The organism is Castellaniella ginsengisoli, assembly GCF_040955415.1.
Classification (GTDB): domain Bacteria; phylum Pseudomonadota; class Gammaproteobacteria; order Burkholderiales; family Burkholderiaceae_B; genus Castellaniella; species Castellaniella ginsengisoli.
Map to the genome: position 1 here is coordinate 2,347,159 of NZ_CP158257.1, position 22,475 is coordinate 2,369,633.

17 protein-coding genes are annotated in these 22,475 nt (G+C 66.8%); 5 read left to right on the top strand and 12 right to left on the bottom strand.

The window, feature by feature from the left end; all coding sequences use genetic code 11:
* Positions 1-59 precede the first annotated feature (59 nt).
* From purN to ABRZ00_RS11135, 4 genes are all read left to right on the top strand, one after another.
* Complete coding sequence (gene purN, locus ABRZ00_RS11120) at positions 60-749, top strand: phosphoribosylglycinamide formyltransferase (RefSeq protein WP_368642851.1); 690 nt, start codon at positions 60-62, stop codon at positions 747-749.
* Positions 736-2,172, top strand: a complete 1,437-nt coding sequence (locus ABRZ00_RS11125) for an RsmB/NOP family class I SAM-dependent RNA methyltransferase (RefSeq protein ID WP_368641993.1) — start codon at positions 736-738, stop codon at positions 2,170-2,172. Before purN ends, ABRZ00_RS11125 begins: the two co-directional genes overlap by 14 nt.
* Positions 2,173-2,238: 66 nt before the next feature.
* Entirely contained in the window at positions 2,239-3,441 is a 1,203-nt protein-coding gene (locus ABRZ00_RS11130) for an acyl-CoA desaturase (RefSeq protein WP_368641992.1), read from the top strand.
* Positions 3,442-3,449: 8 nt separating this feature from the next.
* A complete protein-coding gene (locus tag ABRZ00_RS11135; RefSeq protein ID WP_368641991.1) occupies positions 3,450-5,747 on the top strand; it encodes a UvrD-helicase domain-containing protein in 2,298 nt (765 codons plus the stop codon).
* Between the two features lie 15 nt (positions 5,748-5,762).
* Here ABRZ00_RS11135 and ABRZ00_RS11140 read toward each other — a convergent pair whose 3' ends face one another.
* From ABRZ00_RS11140 to ABRZ00_RS11195, 12 genes are all read right to left on the bottom strand, one after another.
* Entirely contained in the window at positions 5,763-6,539 is a 777-nt protein-coding gene (locus ABRZ00_RS11140; protein WP_368639210.1) for an ABC transporter permease, read from the bottom strand.
* Between the two features lie 16 nt (positions 6,540-6,555).
* On the bottom strand, positions 6,556-7,779 hold the full coding sequence (locus tag ABRZ00_RS11145) for an ABC transporter substrate-binding protein (protein ID WP_343839280.1): 1,224 nt from the start codon (positions 7,777-7,779) through the stop codon (positions 6,556-6,558).
* Positions 7,776-8,612 carry an ABC transporter ATP-binding protein gene (locus ABRZ00_RS11150; RefSeq protein ID WP_368641990.1) on the bottom strand — a complete coding sequence of 279 codons (837 nt, stop codon included), beginning with the start codon at positions 8,610-8,612 and terminating at the stop codon, positions 7,776-7,778. The genes ABRZ00_RS11145 and ABRZ00_RS11150 overlap by 4 nt, the downstream gene beginning before the upstream one ends.
* A 3-nt stretch (positions 8,613-8,615) precedes the next feature.
* Positions 8,616-9,716: an acyl-CoA dehydrogenase family protein gene (locus tag ABRZ00_RS11155; protein ID WP_368641989.1), complete on the bottom strand. Its 1,101-nt coding sequence runs from the start codon at positions 9,714-9,716 to the stop codon at positions 8,616-8,618.
* Positions 9,717-9,730: 14 nt separating this feature from the next.
* Positions 9,731-10,273 (bottom strand): carboxymuconolactone decarboxylase family protein, encoded by a 543-nt coding sequence (locus ABRZ00_RS11160; RefSeq protein WP_343839288.1) that lies wholly within the window; start codon positions 10,271-10,273, stop codon positions 9,731-9,733.
* A gap of 213 nt (positions 10,274-10,486) precedes the next feature.
* Entirely contained in the window at positions 10,487-12,412 is a 1,926-nt protein-coding gene (locus tag ABRZ00_RS11165; protein ID WP_368641988.1) for an ATP-binding cassette domain-containing protein, read from the bottom strand.
* On the bottom strand, positions 12,409-13,305 hold the full coding sequence (gene prmB / locus ABRZ00_RS11170; RefSeq protein WP_368641987.1) for a 50S ribosomal protein L3 N(5)-glutamine methyltransferase: 897 nt from the start codon (positions 13,303-13,305) through the stop codon (positions 12,409-12,411). The genes ABRZ00_RS11165 and prmB overlap by 4 nt, the downstream gene beginning before the upstream one ends.
* Positions 13,306-13,365: 60 nt before the next feature.
* Positions 13,366-14,499: a succinyl-diaminopimelate desuccinylase gene (gene dapE, locus ABRZ00_RS11175; protein WP_368641986.1), complete on the bottom strand. Its 1,134-nt coding sequence runs from the start codon at positions 14,497-14,499 to the stop codon at positions 13,366-13,368.
* Between the two features lie 33 nt (positions 14,500-14,532).
* The gene (dapD, locus tag ABRZ00_RS11180; protein ID WP_368641985.1) at positions 14,533-15,354 is read right to left on the bottom strand and encodes a 2,3,4,5-tetrahydropyridine-2,6-dicarboxylate N-succinyltransferase; all 822 of its coding nucleotides are present in this window, start codon (positions 15,352-15,354) and stop codon (positions 14,533-14,535) included.
* Between the two features lie 102 nt (positions 15,355-15,456).
* Positions 15,457-16,893 carry an efflux transporter outer membrane subunit gene (locus ABRZ00_RS11185; protein ID WP_368641984.1) on the bottom strand — a complete coding sequence of 479 codons (1,437 nt, stop codon included), beginning with the start codon at positions 16,891-16,893 and terminating at the stop codon, positions 15,457-15,459.
* Entirely contained in the window at positions 16,890-20,096 is a 3,207-nt protein-coding gene (locus ABRZ00_RS11190) for an efflux RND transporter permease subunit (protein WP_368641983.1), read from the bottom strand. Before ABRZ00_RS11190 ends, ABRZ00_RS11185 begins: the two co-directional genes overlap by 4 nt.
* 8 nt (positions 20,097-20,104) lie before the next feature.
* Positions 20,105-21,319, bottom strand: coding sequence for an efflux RND transporter periplasmic adaptor subunit (locus ABRZ00_RS11195; protein ID WP_368641982.1), 1,215 nt, complete (start codon positions 21,317-21,319; stop codon positions 20,105-20,107).
* 136 nt (positions 21,320-21,455) lie between these two features.
* Here ABRZ00_RS11195 and ABRZ00_RS11200 point away from each other — a divergent pair, with 136 nt between their 5' ends.
* Entirely contained in the window at positions 21,456-22,475 is a 1,020-nt protein-coding gene (locus ABRZ00_RS11200; RefSeq protein ID WP_368641981.1) for a LysR substrate-binding domain-containing protein, read from the top strand.

Genomic DNA, 22,475 nt, shown 5'->3' on the forward strand with positions numbered 1-22,475 from the left:
TTTGTGCTCAGAATCATTGCTGAGCAATCCTCGTGCTTTTCCTGCTGGAGACCCTGCGCATGCCGCATTCCCCCGACCGGCCGATCCGGGTGGCCATCCTGATTTCGGGCCGCGGCTCGAACATGCAGGTGCTGGCCGAGACCATCGCGGCCGAAAAACTGCCTGTCGACCTCTGCAGCGTGCTGTCCAATCGCGCCGACGCGGCGGGGCTGGACTGGGCGCGGGCACGCGGCCTGCCTGCCGAAGTCCTGCCCCACCGCGGCTTCGACAGCCGCGAGGCCTTTGACGCCGCCTTGCGCGAGCGGCTGGATGCCCTGGCGCCCGATTACATTCTGCTGGCCGGCTTCATGCGGGTGCTGGGCGCCGACCTGGTCCGCCATTTCGACGGCCGCATCGTCAATATCCATCCGTCGCTGCTGCCCGCCTTTCCCGGCCTGCATACCCACGCGCAAGCGCTGGCCCAAGGCGTGCAATGGCACGGCTGCACCGTTCATTTCGTCACGCCGGTTCTGGACCACGGGCCGATCATCGCCCAGGGCGCCATTCCCGTCCTGGCCGACGATACGCCCGATACCCTGGCGGCCCGGCTGCTGCCGGTCGAACATCAAATCTACGCCCAGGTGCTGCGCTGGTTGGCGCAGGGCCGCGTGCGGCTGCTGGCGGACGGCCGCGTCGAGGTCGCGCAAGTCTCCCACCGCGCCTGGGCCGGCCCGGTACTTTTCCAAAAGGATCACCATGAGCAGGAATGACACGCGGGACAAAGACCGCAGCCGAGCCCGCAACCGCGCGGCGGCCGAGGGCGGTCGCCGCGCGGGTGCGGGGGGGCGCCCGCAGGCCGCGCGAAACGACCCGCCGGCGCGGCCCTACGTCATGGCGGCTGCGCGCATCGAGCAGGTGCGGCAAGTGCTGGGCGAAGTCCTGCAATGGAAGTATCCGGCCGATGCCGTGCTGTCGCACTGGTTTCGCGCCCACACCAACGCCGGGCTGCGCGACCGGGGGGAAATCGCCGAGGCGGTGTTCGATGTGCTGCGCCATCTGAGACGCTACCGCCAGTTTGCGGAAATCGGCGCGGGATCGGGCACGCGCCGCCTCGCGGTATTGGGCCTGACGTCCGTCTGGCCGCGCGAGACCCTGGACACCGGCCTGGACGAGCAGGAGCGGGCCTGGCTGGATCACGTCTTGTCCTTGTCCACCGACGGCCTGTCCCGGGCGGTGCGTCACAGCGTGCCGGATTGGCTGGACGAGCGCCTGGCGGCCCTGCCGGATGCGGAGTCCCTGCTGCGGGCGCTGAATGCGCCGGCTCCGCTGGACCTGCGGATCAATCCGCTCAAAATGGAACGCGATGCGCTGCTGGCCGCCTGGGCGTCCGGCCCCGAGGCCCGTTGGGCGGCGCAGGCGACGCCGTATTCCCCCTGGGGCATCCGGATCCAGGGGCGTCCGCCCATCAATCGCTGGGGGGCTTTCGAACGCGGTGAGATCGAAGTTCAGGATGAAGGCAGCCAGTTGCTGGCGGCGCTGGTGGCGCCTCGGCGCGGCGAGATGGTCATTGATTATTGCGCTGGGGCGGGGGGCAAGACCTTGCTGCTGGGGGCGTTGATGCGCTCCACCGGCCGCCTGTATGCCTTCGACGTGTCGGCGGCCCGCCTGGCGCGCGCCAAACCGCGATTCGCCCGCAGCGGTTTGTCCAACATCGTGCCGGTCGCCATTGCGCCAAGCAACGACCAGCGCGTCAAGCGGCTGCGGGGCAAGGCCCATCGCGTTCTGGTGGATGCGCCGTGCAGCGGCCTGGGCACGCTGCGCCGCAATCCGGATCTGAAATGGCGCCAGCATCCGGAATCGCTGGTCCAGTTGTGCGAAACCCAGGCGGCGATCTTGCGCGATGCGGCGGCCTGCGTGATGCCGGGCGGGCGGCTGGTGTATGCCAGTTGCAGCATCCTGCCGGAAGAAAACGAACTGCAGGTACAGGCCTTCCTGGAGGCGCACCCCGAGTTCAGCCTGCTGGATGCGGGGGCGGTGCTGGCCGACCGGGGGATCGAGGTGACCCTGGATGGCCCTTTTTTGCGGCTGAGGCCCGACCTGCACGGCACCGACGGTTTCTTTGCCGCCGTGATGCAGCGCGCCAAAGCCGTTCAGGCGGCAACCGGACAAGCCGCGCAGGCGCCTGCCTCCTGACATGGGAAACCGCGTGGGCTACACTGAAAACACCTTTCAGTACCATGCGGGCGCGGCCCGGACACAATGAACACCTGGCTTTCCTTTCTTCAGGGCGGCGTGCTGGATCTGGGCCCTTGGGCGCTGGTCGGCGTGACGCTGGCGCTCACCCACGTGACCATCGCGGCGGTGACCCTGTACCTGCATCGCAGCCAGGCGCACCGTGGCGTGGATCTGCACCCTGCCGTGGCGCATTTCTTCCGCTTCTGGCTGTGGCTGACTACCGGCATGGTGACTCGCGAGTGGGTCGCCATTCATCGCAAGCATCACGCCAAATGCGAACGGGAAGGCGATCCCCATTCGCCCGCCGTGTTCGGCCTGGCCCAGGTCTTTTTCCGCGGGGCGGAGCTCTACCGCGACGAGGCCCGCAACGCCGAAACCCTGGCGCGTTATGGTCACGGCACGCCCGACGACTGGATCGAACGCCGCCTGTACGGCCGCTACAACCTGCTGGGCGTGAGCCTGATGCTGATCCTCGACCTGGCACTGTTCGGCGTGCTGGGCCTGACGGTGTGGGCGGTGCAGATGGCCTGGATTCCTTTCTGGGCGGCCGGGGTGGTCAATGGGCTGGGCCATGCCTGGGGCTACCGCAATTTCGCCTGCCCGGACGACAGCACCAATGTCGCGCCCTGGGGATTGCTGATCGGCGGAGAAGAACTGCACAACAACCACCATGCCTACGGCACGTCGGCGAAGTTTTCCTCGCGCTGGTATGAGTTCGACCTGGGCTGGGCCTATATCCGCATTCTGCAGTTCCTGGGCCTGGCCAAGGTGCGCAGGGTTGCGCCCCGGCTGCGGCTCCGGGCGCCGGAGTCCGTTGACGTGCTGGGGCAGGACCAGCTCCAGGGCATCATTGCGCACCGCTACGAGGTTCTGGCCCGCTATTCGGGGGTGGTCAAGGCCGCCGTGGCGCACGAACTGAAGGCCCTCAAGCTGCGCCATCGGCGTGGCGAGCGCCTGCTGCTCCGACGCTGCCGAAAATGGCTGGTGCGCGACGACGCCCAACTGGCGCCCCGCGAACAGGCGCAGGTGGACCGCGCCCTCTCGCTGGCGCCCGCGTTGTCGACCCTGGTGCAGATGCGCCGGGAATTGACGGCGCTGTGGGAATCTTCCAGCGCCAGCAGCGAGCAGTTGCTGGCCGACCTGCGCGCCTGGTGCGCGCGCGCCCAGGCCAGCGGCATCGATGGCCTTGAACAATTCGCTTTGCGCCTGGGCCGCTACGCCGCATGAGGGCCGGGATGCTCGAAGGATTGAACCCGCAGCAGCGGGACGCGGTCACTTTGCCGGCCGAGCACGCCCTGGTGCTGGCCGGCGCGGGCAGCGGCAAGACCCGCGTCCTGACCACGCGCATGGCCTGGCTGATCCAGACGGGGCAAGTCGGTCCCCATGGGCTGCTGGCCGTCACGTTCACCAACAAGGCCGCGCGCGAGATGCTGACGCGGCTGTCGGCGCTGCTGCCCATCAATACCCGGGGCATGTGGGTCGGGACGTTCCATGGCTTGTGCAACAGGTTGCTGCGCGCGCATCACCGCGAGGCGCAGTTGCCCCAGGCCTTCCAGATCCTGGACAGCGCCGATCAGTTGTCAGCCATCAAGCGCATGCTGAAGGCCGCCGGCATCGACGACGAACGCTTCCCCGCGCGCGATGTGCAGCGCATGATCAACGGCGCCAAGGAAGATGGCCTGCGCCCGGGCGACCTGGATGCGCGCGACGCCCATGCTCGGCGGCTGGCCGATCTGTACCAGCGCTATCAGGATCAATGCGAACGAGAAGGCGTGGTCGATTTCGGCGAACTGCTGCTGCGCGCCTACGAGCTGCTGCAGCGCGAGGCGCCGATCCGCGAACACTACCAGCGCCGGTTCCAGCAGATCCTGGTCGATGAATTCCAGGATACCAATGTCCTGCAGTACCGCTGGCTGATGCTGCTGGCGGGCGCGCACACGCCGGTGTTCGCAGTGGGCGACGACGATCAGTCCATCTATGCCTTTCGCGGAGCGAATGTCGGCAACATGGCCGACTTCGAACAGCGCCACGCCCAGGGCCGCGTCATCCGGCTGGAACAGAACTACCGTTCGCACGGCCATATCCTGGATTCGGCCAACGCGCTGATCGCGCACAATACGCGCCGCCTGGGCAAGAACCTGTGGACCGACGCGGGCGAGGGCGAACCCCTGCGCGTGGTCGAGCAGGCGTCCGACGCGCTGGAGGCCCAGTGGCTGGTGGACGAGATTCGCGCTCTGATTCGCGAGGGCCGCCCGGCCCGCGAGATCGCCATCCTGTACCGCAGCAACGCCCAGTCGCGCCCGATCGAGCACGCCCTGTTCTCCGCCCGGGTGCCGTACCGGGTCTACGGCGGCCAGCGATTCTTCGAGCGCCAGGAGATCAAGCATGTGTTGGCCTATCTGCGCCTGATCGACAACCCGGACGACGACACGTCCTGGATGCGGGTGGTGAACTTTCCCACGCGCGGGATCGGCGCGCGCACCCTGGAGCAGCAGGCCGACATCGCCGCGCAGCAGAACTCCAGCCTGGCCGGCGCTGTCGCCTTCGTGCCGGGCAAGGCGGGCGCCGTGCTGGCCCGTTTTGCCACCTTGATCCGCGAACTGGCCGAGGCGGCCCGTACGCTGGATCTGCCCGAGCTGATCGGCCACGTCGTGCACCACAGCGGCCTCGAAGCCCACTACCGGGCCGACCGCGAAGGACAGGACCGTCTTGAGAACCTGCAGGAACTGGTCAATGCCGCCGCTGCCTTCGTGGCCGAGGAAGGCTTCCAGGGCCTGCCCGCCGGCCGCGTCCCTGCCGCCGCGGCGGCGGCCGAGGCGGCGTCCGGCCCGGATGCGGCCTTTGACATGGGGGCGGAGCCGTCGCCCGCCGTCATGTCGCCCCTGGGCGCTTTCCTCAGCCACGCCTCGCTGGAGGCCGGCGATAACCAGGCGCAGGCCGGCGAGGATGCCGTGCAGCTCATGACCGTGCACGCGGCCAAGGGCCTGGAGTTCGACGCGGTGTTCATCACCGGGCTCGAAGAAGGCTTGTTTCCCCATGAAAACAGCCTGCTGGACGCGGGCGGCCTGGAAGAAGAGCGCCGTCTCATGTACGTCGCTCTCACGCGCGCGCGCGAACGCTTGACCCTGACCTTGGCGCAAAGCCGCATGCTGCACGGCCAGACGCGCTACGGCATGCGTTCCCGCTTCCTGGATGAAATCCCGGAAGAGCATCTCAAGTGGATCACGCCGCGCCAGCGTCCGGCCGCCGCCCAGCCTCCCTGGAGCGGCGCCTTCCGGCGCGGCCTGGGCGGCTGGCAGGGCGAGGCCGGCAGCAGTTTCGCGCCGCGCGCGGCGCGCACGCAGTCCTCCGGCGTCACGGTGGGCGATCAGTGTTTCCGGATCGGTTCGGGGGTGCGCCACGGGCGCTTCGGAGAAGGCACCGTCGTGGCGCTCAGCGGCAGCGGCGCCGAGGCCCAGGCGCGAATCGAGTTCCGCGATGCGGGCACCAAGACGCTGGCCCTGGGGGTGGCGAAGCTGGAAGTCCTGGACTGAGCCGCGCCTGCGCGGCTATCGCCCCCGTCCCCAGCGCCGGTGCAGCCGCTGCGCGGTGGCGTCCAGCAGGAAACCCAGGGCGCCGATGAGCACGATCACGGCCATCAGTTCGGAATAGGCCAGCCGGTCGCGGGTGTCCAGAATGAAGTAACCCAGGCCGGAACTCACGCCCAACATCTCGCAGGGCACCAGGATGATCCAGACGATGCCGATGGCCAGGCGCAGACCGGTCAGCATGTGGCCCAGGGAACCGGGGATGACGATTTTCCAGAGGATTTCCCGGCGCGTGGCGCTCAGGCTGCGCGCCAGCATCAGCCAGCGCGGATCGAGCTGCCGCACGCCGGCGCTGGTGTTGAGGATGATGGGCCAGACGGCGGCGAAGCTGAGCAGGAAGTAGATGGGCGCGTCGCCAATGCCGAACAGCATGACGGCGACCGGCATCCAGGACAAGGGCGACACCATGCGCAGGAACTGGAAGGCGCCGCTGGTGGCGAGTTCCAGCTTCTGCGAGGCCCCGATGGCCAGCCCCAGCGGGATGCCGAACACCAGCGCCCAGAACAGGCCCACGGCAACGCGCCGTAGACTGACCAGAGTGTGTACCGTCAATTGGTTGTCCAGCACCAGGTGAGCCAGGCTGGGCAAGGCTTTCAGCGGCGAAAACAGGGCGGCCATGGCCGTTTCCTCGCCCATCATGCCGATGCCGGCGGCCCAGAGCAGCAGCAGGGCCAGCAGGCCGCCCAGGCTCAGGGCCAGGCGTCTGTGGGCGGGTAGCGGTGCGGTGCGTGTCTTCATGGGCGTGGGGTCCGTTCTAAGCGACCGAGAAGGTTTCCGTGCGCGTGTAGCCGCCCGTCACGCCGAAGGTTTCCAGGCCGCCCTGGGCTTCGATGGCTTTGCGCACGTAGCGGTCGTCGACCAGGTCGCGGGCGACAAAGGCGGGGTCCAGTTCCTTCAGGAAGGCGTTCTCGCCCAACACGAAGGTTTCCTTGAGCAGCTCCACCAGTTTTTCCGTGTAGCTGGGGAATGGGTAGGGCTGGAAGTCGATGCGCTGCTCGTTCCAGCCGGTGTGGAGGATCGCGCCGCTGCGGGCGTATTCGGCATCCCGCTCGGGCGAGGCCAGCAGCACCCGCGCCAGAGTCGAGGATTCGTGCGGGGTATAGTCGGCCGGGTTGCCGCGCGCCAGGATCTTCACGGTTTCTTCGCGGTGGCCGCGCACCCAGGCCTGGGCCTCGACGATGGCGTCGACGGTCTTTTGTGACCATTCCGGGCGCTCCTGCAAATCCCGTTCGTGCATGGTGACGACGCAGCAGGCGTGGTTGCGCCAGACGTCGCCGGTAAAGCGCCAGACTTTGCCCACGCCCAGCTCCTCGGCCTTGGCGTTGAACGGCTCGGCCACGATGTAGCCGGAAATCCGCTTCGTCCCCAGCGCCGGCAGCATGTCGCCGGGGGACATGACCACCAGCTTGACCTGCTGCTTCGTCGGTTCGCCTTCGCTGATGGATTCCAGCCCGCCTTCGCGCAGCAGCGCTTGCAGAACAATGTTGTGCACCGAGTACCAGAAGGGAATGGCGACTGTGGTGCCGCCCAGGTCGGCCAGGCTGGCGACGTCGGGCTGCACGGTCAGGCAGGAGCCTTCCATGTGGTTCCAGGCGACCACCTTGGCCGGAGACTGGCTGCCGTAGCGCGACCAGATGGTCATGGGCATGAGCAGGTGGACGACATTCACCTGACCGCTCAGAAAGGCCTCGACGATCTGCGACCAACTGCGAAAGCGCCGCGGTTTTTCGACGCGCAGGCCGCGTTTTTCGAAGAGGCCGTTGTGATGGGCGATCAGCAGCGGCGTGGCATCGGTGATCGGCAGGTAGCCGATGCGCACCGGTGCGTCGGGTTCGGCGGCGCGCGCCGCGCGGCCCGCCTGCAGCAGAGGCAGGGCGCCGGCCATCGTGAACAGCGAGGACAGTTTCAGGAATTGCCGGCGGCCGGCCAAGGTGCCGGCGGCGGGGCCGCAGCAGGAGTCGATGAGTTTCAGGGTCATGTTGCGAGATTGGATTTAGGAGGGCGGGCGGCGCGCAAGGCGTGCAGGATATCGACGCGCAGGGCGGTCAGGTGGGGATCGGTTTCATCGCGCGGATGCGAGCGATCGGGCAGCCATTGGCCGATCACGCGGCCCGGCTGGCCGCCCAGCAACAGGATGCGGTCGGCCAGCAGCAGGGCCTCGTCGATGTCGTGGGTGACCAGGATTGCGGCGGCGTGGTGGCGTGCGCTGATTTCCAGAAGCAAGGTCTGCATCTCGCTGCGCGTGACTTCGTCCAGGGCGCTGAAAGGTTCGTCGAGCAGCAGGATTTCAGGAGCGCGCGCCAGGCTGCGCGCCAGGGCGGCCCGCTGGGCCATGCCGCCCGACAGCTCGTCCGGGTAGCGCGTCAACGCGTGCGTCAGGCCGACCTCGGCGATGGCCTGGCGTACGCGCTGGCGGCGCAGGGCATCCTCCAGCCGGGGCTGATGACGGAAATCCAGGCCGAAGGCCACATTTTCCTCCAGGGTCAGCCAGGGCAGCAGGCAGGGGTCCTGGAAAACGAAACCGACGTCGGGCGCCGGCCCGTTCAGGGGACGGCCGCGCAGGCGGATCTGGCCGTCCAGCGGTTGCTGCAGGCCCGCCAGCACCCGCAACAGCGAAGACTTGCCGACGCCGCTGGGGCCCAGCAGGGCGACGATTTCGCCGGCCTGCAGCTCCAAGGAAAAATCCTGCAGGATGCGGTGGGGGACGGCGCCCGGCTGGGCGTAGCCCAGGGCCACGCCCGCAGCACTGAGGATGCCCGATTCGGCGGCGGACTCGGTGGCCGGGTCGGCCAGCACCGTGGCAAGGCTCATCGCTCAGGCCGCCTGCTGCTCAAGCGCATGAATTTCCTTGCGCAGGTGCTTCAGGGCCGGCGTCACGATGGCGACGAACAGGGCTTCGCGCAGGCGCCGCTGGGCGGGATGGCTCATCAGGTAGCCGGCGGCCCCGGCATGCAGCGCGGCCGATTGCGTGGCCCGCAGGCTGAGCTCGGAGGCCCGGGCGCGAGCCCTCAGGATGTCCAGGGGCAGTGCATTCCGGTCCAGGCGGGCCAGGCGGACGGTTTCCGCCTGCAAGGCTTCGAGATCCCGGGCGAGCGTCTCTTCCTGATCGTCCAGGAAAGTGTTGACGTGGCTCAGGCGGTGATTGGTCGCACGGATGGTTTCCAGGCTGGCCTGGACCAGGCCCAGGCCCATGCCGATCTGCATCAGCAGGAAGCCGGGCTTGATGCGGCAGATATAGTCTTCGAACTCATCGGGCGCGGCAAGCACGTCTTCGGGGGGCACCCAGGCGTCCTTCAGGCGCACGTTGTAGGTGCCGGTGCCCTCCATGCCGGAGAAGGCGGGGCAGGCGCGCAATGTCAGCGCGGGCGAGCCCGGCGGCACCGCGAACATGACGTAGCCGCCCTCTTCGAGGGCGGCGGCGACGATGACCAGATGGTCCGGGCCCAGGTTCGAGACCCAGGGCAGGGCGCCGCTCACCCGGTAGCCGTCGTTTTCGCGTCGGCCGCGCAAGTTGATCCGTTCGATGCCGGCGAGGTGCTTGACGGCGTTGGACATGCCGGTGCCGGCCAGGATTTCGCCCCGGACGATGGGGGCGAGATAGCGGTCGCGCGCGGCGGCGTTGCCGGTCTGGCGCAGGTACCAGGCGCAGGCGGCCTGGCACCAGGTCAGGAAGGCGGTGGAGCCGCACGCGCGCCCGACCCGGGCGATGACGTCGATCTGGGCCGCGAGATCCAGGCCCAGGCCGCCCGAAGCCGCCGCCAGGGCGGCGCCGAAGCCGCCCTGGCGGCCCAGCGCGCGCATGAAATCACCCGGATACAGACCTTTGTCGATGGCGTCCGCCTGGGGCGCCAGGGTCTCCTGGATCAGGGCATCGATCCCGTCGCCATAGGCGGCAGGCAGCAGGTCTGTGGACATGCGGGCCTCCAGGGTCAGGCGTAGGCCTGCAGTTCCGGGTTGATCGGAGTGCGGGCGAGGTTGTTGGCGTAGTTGCACAGCGTGGCCAGGCTCACGCCCAGCACCACATCCAGCGCTTGCGCGTCGTTGTAGCCGGCCGCGCGCAGTTCGGCCAGGGCCTGGTCGGGCACTTGGCCGCGATGTTCCAGAACCTGCAGGGTGAACTGGGCCAGCGCATTCAATTTGGGATCAGACAGGGCCTGGGTGCTGCGCAAGGCTTCGACCAGTTCCTGAGGTAGTTGAAGTTTTTTGTAGGCGAGCTTGGTATGACCGGCCACGCAGAATCCGCAGCCGTTGTAGGTGGCGGCCGTGATTTGCACGACTTCCCGCTCGGTGGGCGTGAGGCTGTTGCGGCCGTTGATGGCGCCGACGACCTGATAGGTTTCCAGGGCGGTGGGCGCATTGGCCAGGACGCCCAGCAGATTGGGCAGAAAGCCATTGGCCTGGGCGGCGGCGCGCAGACGTTCCTGGGCTTCGGCAGGAGCGGATTCAATGGATTGGATGGGAAGGCGGCTCATGGCGGCGGATCTTTTGAACGGAAAGTTATAAGACCTGTCCATTCTAAGGATCGGCGTCCTCATGCCGAACGAATATAAGAGTATTAAATTATTCAGCCCTGGAATATGGAGGGCTCGGCGCAAGAGCCTCGCCCGGCGGGCGCCCCGTTTCGGGAGTGCTCGAAGCCTGTCCCAAAACGGGGCGTGCGCCGGCTTGACGAAAAGCGGGGCGCTTCAGGGCGCTTCCAGCGCTTCGATCCCGGACTGGATCTCCAGCCAGTCCTCCTCGTGGCCCTGCAGGGCCTTGCTCAATTCCCCGTGTTCGGCCATGAGGCCGGGGCGGGCGTCCTTGTGGGCGTCGGTGTAGAAATCCGGGTTGGCCATCAGCGCATCGAGTTCGGCCAGCCGGGCCTGCACTTTGGCCATGGCTTCTTCGACTCGTTTCAGGCGCGCTTCCAGCGGTTTGCGGCGGGCGGCCAGTTCTTGCCGGGCCTGGGCTTGTTCGCGGCGTTGAGTCTTGCGGTCTTTTTCTGGCGCGCAGCCGGATGCCGCGCGTGCGGACTGGTTGCGCTGCGTCTGGCGTTGTTGCAGCCAGTCGCGGTAGTCTTCCAGATCGCCGTCGAATGGTTCGATCCGGCCGTCGGCGACAATCCAGAAACTGTCCACGGTCGTGCGCAGCAGGTGTCGGTCGTGCGAGACCAGCAGGACGCTGCCGGGGAATTCCGCCAGCGCGCGCGCCAGCGCTTCGCGTGTATCCACGTCCAGGTGATTGCTGGGCTCGTCGAGCAGCAGCAGGTTGGGCTTGCGCCAGACGATCAGGGCCAGGGCCAGACGCGCCTTCTCGCCGCCAGAGAAGGGGGCCACCGGCTGGCTGACCATGTCGCCGCCGAAGCCGAAGCGGCCCAGCATGTTGCGCAGTTCCTGCTCGCGCGTGTCTGGTGCGATACGGACGAAGTGCTGCAACGGGCTCAGCCCGGGGTCCAGCACGTCCAATTGTTGCTGGGCGAAATAGCCGATCTCCAGGCCCTTGGCCGGCCGGTAGCCGCCCGCCAGCGGTAGCAATTCTCGCGCCAGGGTCTTGACCAGGGTGCTCTTGCCGGCGCCGTTGACGCCCAGGATGCCGATGCGGCTGCCGCCGCGCACCATCAAGTCGACGTCTTCCAGGATCGTGCGCGCCGCGCCGGCGCCGTCCGCCGGGTAACCCAGGACGGCGCTCTCCAGCGTCAACAGCACATCGGGCGTCTGCACGGGTTCGGGCAGGCGGATGTCGATGCCCGATTCCACGGTCAGCGGCGCCAGAGTCTGCATGCGCGCCAGGGCCTTGACCCGGCTTTGGGCCTGCTTGGCCTTGGTGGCCTTGGCCTTGAACCGGTCGATGAAGGACTGCAGGTGGGCCGCTTCGCGCGTCTGGCGTTGAATGGCCAGACGGTTCTGGCGCAGGCGTTCGGCGCGCTGCTCCAGGAAGGACTCGTAGCCGCCTTTGTAGCGCACCAGGGACTGCTGTTCGAAATGGAGGATCGCGCGCGCGACCGCGTCCAGGAATTCAGTGTCGTGGGAAATCAGCAGCACCGTGCCCGGATAGCCGCCCAGCCAGCGTTCCAGCCACAGCATGGCATCCAGGTCCAGGTGGTTGGTCGGTTCGTCGAGCAGCAGCAGGTCGGACGGAGCCATCAATGCGCGCGCCAGGGCGATGCGCATCTGCCAGCCGCCCGAAAAGCTGGCAACCGGGCGGACCCACTCGTCGGGAGCAAAGCCCAGGCCGGCCAGCAATTGTTCGGCGCGCGAAGGAGCGCTCCAGGCCTCGGCCTCGACCAGGGCGGCCTCCAATTCGGCGATGGCCTGGCCTTGGTCGGGGTTCAGGGCGGCGCGGCGGGCCTGCAGCGCACGCAGAGAGCGGTCGCCATCGATGACGAACTCGCGCGCGGGGCGGTCGGTGTCATGCAGAATCTGCTCGACGCTGGCCAACCGCCAGGATGCCGGGATGTCCAGCGTGCCCGAATCCGGGTCGATCTGCCCCTGCAGCAGGGAAAACAGCGAAGACTTGCCGGCGCCGTTCTTGCCGACGATGCCGACGCGCTCGCCGGGGTGGACGACGAATTCGGCGTTTTCCAGCAGGACCTTGACGCCGCGCCGCAGGGTCAGGCCGGCGGCGCGGATCACGAGGCGAGCTGCGCGCGGCGCAGCAGCAGGATCTGGTCGGTGGTCGCGGCCGTATCCAGCCAGATGGGTTCGAGACCGGGGAAGGCGGCTTCGAAATGCGCGCGTTCGTGGCCGATTTCCAGCACCAGCAGGCCTTCGGGCGCCATGAGTCCGGGGGCTTCGGTCAGGATGCGGCGCACCAGGTCCATGCCGTCGGCGCCGCCGGCCAGCGCCAGCCGGGGCTCATGCCGGTATTCGGGCGGCAGCGCCTGCATGGAGCGCTCGTTGACGTAGGGAGGATTGCAGATGATCAAGTCGTAGCGGCGCTCTTGCGGCACCTGGGCCAGCAGGTCGCTGCGCAGCGTCTGGACACGTGCCTGCAGGCCGTGCAGTTCGATGTTCGCGCGGGCCACCGCCAGGGCATCGGCGGAAACATCCACGGCATCCACCGCGGCCTGGGCGAAGGCCTGAGCCGCCAGGATCGCCAGGCAGCCCGAGCCGGTGCACAAGTCCAGCACGTGTCCGATCGCGTCCGGATCGTCGATCCAGGGCGCCAGGCCCTCGGCCAGCAGTTCGGAAATCGGCGAGCGCGGTACGATGACGCGCTCGTCCACCAGGAAGCGTTCGCCTTGCAGCCAGGCCTCGCCCGTGAGATAGGCGGCGGGTTTGCGGGTATTGATGCGCTCGTGGATCAGATCCATGCAGCGCTGGCGTTCGCGCTCCAGCAGGCGCGCATCCAGGAAGGGGTCGAGCGTGTCGGGCGGCAGATGCAAGCCGTGCAGCAGCAGGTAGGCGGCCTCGTCCCAGGCGTTGTCGCTGCCATGGCCGAAGACCAGGCCGGCGGCGTGAAAGCGGCTGATGGACCAGCGCAACAGATCGCGCAAGGTCAGGAGTTCGGTGTGGGGTGAAGGCATGATGTGCGTAGAAAGAGAGGGTCGGCTGCTCGCATGCGCGTGGCCGGCGGCCGGGGCGGGTCAGGCCAGCAGCTTTTCCAGCGTGCGGCGGTAGATGTTCTTCAGGGGCGCCAGGCTGTCCAGGGGGATGTGCTCGCCCGTCTGGTGGATCGTCTGGTTCAAGGGGCCGAACTCGACGACTTGCGGACAGATCCGGGCAATGAAGCGCCCGTCGGAGGTGCCGCCTGTCGTGGAGAGTTCCGCATGGACGCCGGTTTCCTCGGCGATGGCGGCCTGCAGGGCCCCGCACAGTGTACCCCGGGGGGTCAGGAAAGGCAGGCCGCTGAGAGTCCAGGCAATGTCATAGTTCAGACCGTGACGGTCGAGCAGGGCGGCTGTCCGGACCTGCAGCGCTTCCGGCGTGCTGGCGGTCGAGAAACGGAAATTGCAGTCGATCACGGCGACGCCGGGGATGACGTTTCCCGCGCCGGTGCCCGCGTGCAGGTTCGACACCTGGAAGGTGGTGGGCGGGAAATATTCGTTGCCCTCGTCCCAGCGAATCGCAGTCAATTCGGCCAGGGCGGGCGCCAGCTCGTGGATCGGGTTGCGCGCCAAGTGGGGATAGGCGACGTGGCCCTGGATGCCGCGCACCGTGATCCGGGCCGACATGGAACCCCGGCGGCCGTTCTTGATCGTGTCGCCCAGGGCGTGCATCGAGGTCGGCTCGCCGACGATGCAGTAATCGAGCGTTTCGCCGCGCGCTTCCAGGGTGCGGCAGACGTGAACCGTGCCGTCGGTCGCCGGGCCTTCCTCGTCGGAGGTGATCAGCAAAGCGATGGAGCCCGCATGGCCGGGATGGGCCGCGATGAATTCCTCGGCCGCGACCACGAAGGCGGCAATCGATGTCTTCATGTCGGCGGCGCCTCGGCCCACCAGCATGCCGCCGGTTTCCGTGGGCACGAAGGGGGGGCTGGGCCATTCGATTTCCGGCCCGGTGGGGACGACGTCCGTGTGACCCGCAAACACCAGCAGGGGCGCCGCTGTACCGCGCCGTGCCCAGAGATTGCTGACCGGGCCGCTGGGCAGCGATTCGCAGGCAAATCCCAGCGGCCGCAGACGTTCGGCAATCAAGTGCTGGCAGCCCGCGTCGTCTGGCGTGACGGAGGGGCGGGCGATCAGTGCGTGGGCCAGGGCGCGGACGTCGGTATCTGCCATGCTTCGAGTTTCCTTGAGTCGTGTGGACAGGCCCTAGGCCCGGAGCAGGTCGTTGATGCTGGTCTTGGCGCGGGTCCGGGCGTCCACGCGCTTGACGATCACGGCGCAGGCCAGGCTGTGGCTGCCGTCGGCGGCGGGCAATGAGCCCGGCACGACGACGGATCCGGCCGGCACGCGGCCGTAATGAATCTCGCCGGTGGCGCGGTCATAGATGCGCGTGCTCTGAGAGATGAAGACCCCCATCGCCAGTACGGAATTTTCTTCGATGACGACGCCTTCGACGATCTCGGAGCGCGCGCCGATGAAGCAGTTGTCTTCGATGATGGTGGGGCCGGCCTGCAGGGGCTCCAGCACGCCGCCGATGCCCACGCCGCCCGACAGGTGGACATGGCTGCCGATCTGCGCGCACGAGCCTACCGTGGCCCAGGTGTCCACCATCGAGCCTTCACCCACGCGCGCGCCGATGTTGACGTAAGAGGGCATCAGCACCGCGTCGGGCGCGATGTAGGCGCCGCGCCGCACCGTGGCGGTCGGGACCACGCGAAAGCCGCCACGCTGGAAATCCTCGGAGCTGTAGTCCTGAAACTTCAATGGCACTTTGTCGTAGTACAACTGGGGCGCCTGGCCCATGACGCGGTTGTCGGCCCGCCGGAAGGACAGCAGCACGGCTTTCTTGACCCACTGGTGAACCTGCCATTGGCCATCGATCTTTTCCGCCACGCGCAAAGTGCCGTCATCCAGCCCCTGGATCGTCTGCTCGACCGCGTCGGCCAGGTCGGAGGGAAACTGGCCGGGGCGCAGCGAGGCCCGGTCTTCCCAGGCGGATTCGATCAGATTCTGGAGGGAGGTCTGCATGATGAGCGGCTCGAAAAAATTGAGCCGGAAATTTTAACAGCGTGCCGCTCGTCCGTTGCGAAGCGTGTGCGACCGCCCGGCCGGGTGCGGGCCGCGGCGGGGTCAGGAAAGCTCCCAGCCGCCGCCGATCGCCCGGATGAGCCGCACGGCCGCATGGGCGCGCAGGCCGTTCAACTGCACCGCAGTGTGCCGGTGCCGCAGCACTTCCCGGTCGGCATCGATGACTTCCAGGTAGCTGATGGAGCCAGCGTCGTATTGGGTCTTCGAAAGTTCGGCTGCGCGGGTCGCCGAAGCGACGGCGGTATCCTGGACGTTCGTCTGTTCGCCCAGCAGGCGCAAAGTGGAGAGGCCGTCCTCGACTTCCCGGAAGGCGTTCAGCACGCTCTGGCGGTACAGCGCCACGTCTTCGTCGTAACGCGCTTGCGCCTGATCCATCCTGGACTGGCGCCGGCCGCCATCGAACAAAGGCAGGCTGAGCATGGTTCCCGCCAACGGCCCCAGGATGAAGCTGCGGCTTGACCAGTGCACCAGATCGCTCAGGTCGGAGGACTCGAAACCGAATGTGCCGGTCAGGGCAAGCTGCGGAAAGAAAGCCGCCTTCGCCGCGCCGATCCGGGCGTTTGCGGCCGCAACGGCCCGTTCCGCGGCGGCGATGTCGGGCCTGCGCTCCAGCAAAGAGGAGGGCAGACCGGCGGGAATGTCGATCGAAATCGTGTGCAGCGCCTGGACCGGCAGGGCGAAGTCCGAAGGGGCGCGCCCCAGCAGCAGGGCCAGCCCGTGTTCAGCCACCGCCCGTTGCCGCGCGATGTCCAGCGCCTGTGACCGGGCGGCGGCCAGTTCGGCGCGTGCCCGCGCCACATCGAGTTCGTCGATATCGCCTATTTGAAAACGTGTTTCAAGCAGGTTCAGGCTCATGCGTCGCAACGACACCGTATCGCGGTACAGCATCGATTCGGCATCCAATTGCCGGAGGGTGAAATAGGCTTGGGCAACATCCGCCTGCAAGGCGAGCATGACCGATTGATACAGGGCCTGGGCGCGTTCGGCATCGGCGCTGGCCGCATCCAGATGAGAGGCGACCCGCCCGAACAGATCGGCTTCATACGAAATGCCCGTCTGCGCGCGCCAGAGCGTGGCGGTGGCGCCGCCCGCCGGGCTGGCGTCCGAAGTGCGCTGGCGGGTGGGCCCGGTGCCGGCGGTCAGTTCCGGATACAGTCCGGAGCGCGCGGTTTTCTTCAGCGCGCGCGCCTGCTCGACCCTGGCGGCCGCGGCCTTCAGGTCCTGATTGGCGCGCATGGCCTGGTCTTCCAGGGAATCCAGCATGGGATCCTGGAAGACCGCCCACCAGCGTCCCCGTGCAAGGCTGTCCGCGGGTTGGGCTTTTTTCCATTGGAGCGTTTCGCCGGTGGACAGTCGGGCTTCTTTGAACGCCGCGGGGATCTCGACGGCGGGCCGCTGGTATTCGGGGCCGACGGCGCAGCCGCTCAACAGGACCGCCAGCAGGCCGGCTGCGCCGGCGAGGGGAAGGCGTTGAATCATTTCGGGGATTCCAGAGAGAGAGTCGTGGCCGGTTGACCGGTGGGGGCATGCACCGGCTCGTCGTGCACGGAAGAGGGACGCCGGCCGGACCCGCGCAGCAGTACGTAGAAGACCGGGGTCAGGTACAGACCGAACAGAGTGACGCCCAGCATGCCGAAGAAAACCGCGATGCCCATGGCATGGCGCATTTCCGCGCCCGCGCCGGAAGAAAGGATCAGAGGCACGATGCCCATGATGAATGCGATCGAGGTCATCAGGATGGGGCGCAGCCGCAGGCGGCTGGCTTCCCGCGCGGCGGCGACGGGAGACAGGCCGTCTTTTTCCAGATCGCGCGCGAACTCGACGATCAGGATCGCGTTCTTGCAGGCCAGCCCCACCAGCACCATGAGGCCGATCTGGGTGAACAGGTTGTTGTCTCCCCGCGTCAGCCAGACGCCCGCCAGCGCCGCCAGCACGCTCATGGGCACGATCAGGATCACCGCCAGGGGCAGCGTCAGGCTTTCATAGAGCGCGGCAAGCACCAGGAAGACCAGCAGGACACTGATCGGAAAGACCCAGATGCCCGCATTGCCGGCCAGAATCTGCTGATAGGTCAGATCCGTCCATTCGAACTTGATGCCTTTGGGCAGCGTCGATGCGGCGATGCGTTCGGCGGCCGCCTGAGCCTGGTCCGAGGAATAGCCGGGCGCCGGCCCGCTGTTGATGTCGGCGGCCGTATGGCCGTTGTAGCGCACGACCATTTCAGGGCCATACGTCGGGGTGAGCGACACGAGGGAACCCAGGGGCACCATGGCGCCCGAGTCGCTGCGCGTCTTCAGCCGCAGGATATCGTCGGGATTCGACCGGAAGGACGCATCGGCCTGCGCCTTGACCTGATAGACGCGCCCGAAGCGGTTGAAGTCGTTGATATAGAGCGAGCCCAGATAGATTTGCATGGTCTCGAAGACATCCGTGACGGACACGCCCAGTTGCTTGGCCTTGACCCGGTCCAGATCGACATCCAGTTGCGGGACGTTGATCTGGTAGCTGGAGAACGCGGGGCCCAGTTCAGGCGCTTTCGCCGCTTCCGCGAGGAAGGCGCGGGTTGCTTCGTTGAGCTTGTCGTAGCCCAGGCCGGCCGTGTCTTCGATCTGCAGTTTGAAACCACCGACCGTCCCCAGGCCCATCACGGGAGGCGGTGGAAAGACGGCGATATAGGCATCCCGGATGCTGGAATATTGCTGGCTCAAGGCGGCAGCGATCGCGTGGGCGGAAGTCGCCTCGTCCCGGCGCTGCGCGAATTCGTCGAGCTTGATGAACACCACGGCCGCGCTTGAGCTGTTGGTGAATCCGTTGATCGACAGACCGGGGAACGCGATGGCGCTTTCGACGCCGGGCTGAGCCAGGGCCAGATCGGTCATCCGGCGCACGACTTCGTCCGTGCGGTCCAGCGAGGCGCCGCTGGGCAACTGGGCGAAGCTGACGAGATACTGTTTATCCTGTCCTGGCACGAAGCCGCCCGGAACGACATAGGCGATGCCCGCCGTCAATGCCAGCAGGGCCAGATAGACGCCCAGGGTCGAGCCCTTGCGCCGCAGCACGCCGCCCACTCCCCGGGCATAGCCGTCGGAGGCGCGTCCGAAGGCGCGGTTGAATGCACGGAAGAAACCGCCCAGGATCCGCTCCATGCCGCGGGTGAGCGCGTCCGGCTTTGCACCGTGAGGCTTGAGCAGCAGGGCGGCCAAAGCCGGAGACAGTGTCAGGGAATTGAAGGCGGAGATCACCGTCGAAATGGCGATCGTCATGGCGAACTGCTTGAAGAACTGTCCGCTCAGCCCGGTCATGAATGCCAGGGGAACGAAGACCGCGACCAGCGTCAGAGCGATCGCGATGATCGGTCCGCTGACCTCGCGCATGGCGCGATAGGTGGCGTGGCGCGGACTCAGCCCGTCTTCGATGCCGCGCTCGACGTTCTCCACGACGACGATCGCATCGTCCACGACGATGCCGATCGCCAGCACCAGGCCGAACAGCGACAAGGCATTGATGGAATAGCCGAAGGCCAGCATCAGCGAGAACGTGCCGACGATGGAGACGGGCACGGCGAGCAGCGGGATGATGGAGGCGCGCCAGGTCTGCAGAAAGGCGATGACGACGATCACCACCAGGGCGATGGCCTCCAGCAGCGTCATGACGACCGCCCGGATGCTGGCGCGGACGAATTGCGTGGGGTCATACACAATGCGGCTTTCCAGCGAGGCGGGAAAATCCGTGGAAAGCGCCTGCATGGTCTGGCGCACGGCCTCGGACACCTCAAGAGCGTTGGCGCCTGGAGCCTGCATGATGGCCATGGCGACGGCCGGCTTGTTGTCCAGCAGAGACCTGAGCGCGTATTCGGAGGCGCCCAGTTCGATACGGGCCACATCGCGCAGCCGGGTGACGCCTCCGTCGGCCGAAGTCTTTAGAACGATGTCCCCGAATTCCTCCGCAGTTTGCAGGCGGCCTTGCGCATTGACTGAAAATTGCATGGCCGCATCGGGGCTGCTGGGCGCGGCTCCGATCACGCCGGCGGCCACCTGCACGTTCTGTTCTCGGATCGCCGAGACGACATCGCCTGCGGTCAGCCCGCGCTCGGCGGCGCGCTGCGGGTTCAGCCAAACGCGCATGGCGTAGTTGCCCGATCCCCAGATCTGGACCTCGCCCACGCCGGGGATGCGGGCCAGGCGATCCTTGACGTTGAGAACGGCATAGTTGCGCAGATAGGTCAGGTCGTAGCGGTCGTCCGGGGAAACCAGGTGCACGACCATGGTCAGCGCGGAAGAGGCCTTGATCGTGGTGATGCCCAGCCGCTGGACGTCTTCGGGCAGTCGGGGCAAGGCCTGCGCGACGCGGTTTTGCACCAGTTGCTGCGCCTTGTCGGGATCGGTGCCGAGATGGAAGTGGACGGTCACGGCCAGATTGCCGTCGCTGTTGGCTTGAGACTGCATGTACAGCATGTTTTCGACGCCGTTGATCGCTTCTTCCAGGGGCGCGGCGACGGTTTCTGCGATCACCTTGGGGTTGGCGCCGGGAAATTGGGCGCGCACGACCACGGAGGGCGGGACCACCTCCGGGTACTCGGAAATGGGCAGGCGGAAGACGGACAGCAGGCCCGCCAGCAGGATCAGCACGGACAGTACGCCCGCGAAGATCGGCCGATCAATGAAGAATTTGGAAATGTTCATCAGTTCGCTCAGGATTGGTGAGGCGTCGAGGAGGCCGATCCAGCGCTTGCGCCGGCTTCGCCAGCCGCCAGCCTGCCCGCATCGCCGCCGGTAGCCACCGGCGTCACGGTGTCGCCCGGCCGGACGCGCTGGATGCCTCCGATCACGACCTTGTCGCCGGCCTTCAAGCCGGTTTCCACGACCCGCAATCCGTTCCGGCTGGCGCCCAGCGTGACCTCCTGGTAGTGCACCTTATTGGCCGGGTCGACACGCAGGACGAAGCGCTTGGCCTGATCGGTGCCGATCGCCTTTTCTTCCAGCAGAACGGCGCCGTAAGGCCGGCCCGCACCCAGCCGGATCCGGGCGTAAAGGCCTGGCCGCAGCAGCCGCTCGGGGTTGTCGAACAGGGCCCGGACCCGCATGGTTCCGCTCAGGGGGTCGAGCTGATTGTCCAGCGAGGCCAGGCGGCCCCGGTGAGGGTAGCCTTGTTCATTGGCAAGCCCCATGGAAACCTGGACAGATTGAAAGGCGTTTGCCTCTCCTTGGGCCGCTGTCAGCAGGAAGGCGGCTTCGTCCATTTCGAAGGTCGCGTAGATCTGCGCGACGGAAACGACGGTCGTCAAGGGTTGCGGGCCGTTGGCGGTGACGACGTTGCCTTCGGTGATCTCCGCGCGCGATACGCGCCCGGATATCGGCGAGACGATGCGGGTATGCTCCAGATCCAGTTGTGCGGTCTTCAACGCCGCGCGCGCAGCCTCGACATGGGCCGCGGCCTCTCGCGCGGCATTGCGTTTTTCCTCGAAATCGCGGCGGGCGATGGCATTGCCGGCAAGCAGCTTCTGCCCGCGGGCCAGGTCGGCGCTGGTATAGGCGGCTTTTGCCTTGGCGGCGATCAGCCCTGCCTGCGCTTCGTCCACGGCGGCCTGGTAGGGGCGAGGGTCGATGGTGAAGAGCGGGTCGCCGCGATCCACCAGCGCGCCGTCCTCGAAATGCACCTTGATCAAGGTGCCGGATACCAGCGGCCGGATCTCGACGCGGTCCACGGCTTCGAGGCGTCCCGAGTATTCGTGCCAGTCCGTGATCTGCCGCAGCTCGATGGTTGCGATGTCGACCGGCGTGGCCGGCTGGCTGGCGGAGGCGGAAGATGCCGGGCCGCCGGCGCTTTTGCGCACCAGCAGAAAGCCGGATGCGAGGAGCACCAAAGCGGCGATGACGACCGCGTGCCGTCTGCGAAAAATATACATGGTGGGATTTCCTTCTGAACAGTGCGCTATTATTCTTTCTTTGCAAAAACGGATAAATACCTAGTTTTTGCCATCACTGTTCGTTATCAGGGAACAATCGTGCCGGTCTGATCCAGACTCGCACAGGAGAATCGAGATGGACCGCCTTCAAGCCATGCAGGTCTTTACCCGTGTCGTGGATGCCAACAGCTTCACTCAGGCGGCCGATAGCCTCAACATGCCCAGGGCCACGGTCAGCACGACCATCCGGAAGCTGGAAGAGCACCTGGGCGTGAAGCTGCTGAATCGCAGCACGCGCAGATTGAGCCTGACGCCCGATGGAGCGTCCTACTATGAGCGCTGTGTCGGCATTCTTGCGGAAGTCGAGGAGACGGAGGCGTTGTTCCAGGATCGCTCCAGGGGGCCGCGCGGCCGTCTGCGCATCGACGCGCCCCCGTCCCTGGGCCGCTTGCTGCTCATCCCGAAACTGTGCGACTTCCACGAGCGGTATCCGGACATCGAACTGGTCGTCGGTTTGAGCGACCGGCCGGTCGACATGGTTCAGGAAGCCGTGGATTGCGTACTGCGGATCGGCGAGTTGCAAGACTCTTCCTTGATCGCCAAACGGATCGGGGTGTTCAAAAGCGTGTCTTGCGCGGCGCCTTCCTACATCGCGAGATACGGAAAGCCGAACACTTTGGAAGAACTGGGCAATCACCGCGCGGTCAATTATTTTTCTTCGCGTACGGGGCGCAACATCGATTGGAGCTTCAAGGTCGGCAACGAGGTCGTGGACATTGCCGTCGAAGGTGTCCTGTCGATAAACGATAGCGATGCCTACGTCATGGCCGGCCTGGCGGGATTCGGCATGATTCAGCCGCCCCGGTACATGGTGGAGCCGCACTTGCAGGCCGGAAAACTGGTCGAGATCCTCGAGGCGTGGTCGCCGCCGCCCATGCCGATTTCAGTCGTCTACCAGCAAAGCCGCCACCTGTCTCCCAAGGTCCGCGTGTTCGTCGACTGGATTACCGACATCTTCCGCCATTGCCCGCTCATGGAAAAATGCCTGGGCGATTATCCCCTGGATGAAGCCTGCCAGTTTGCCGGCACCGCCTTGGGCCGCAATGGGTTGCGGGAACTCCTTGAACGGCAGAGTCTGCTGGAAAACTCATTCTGA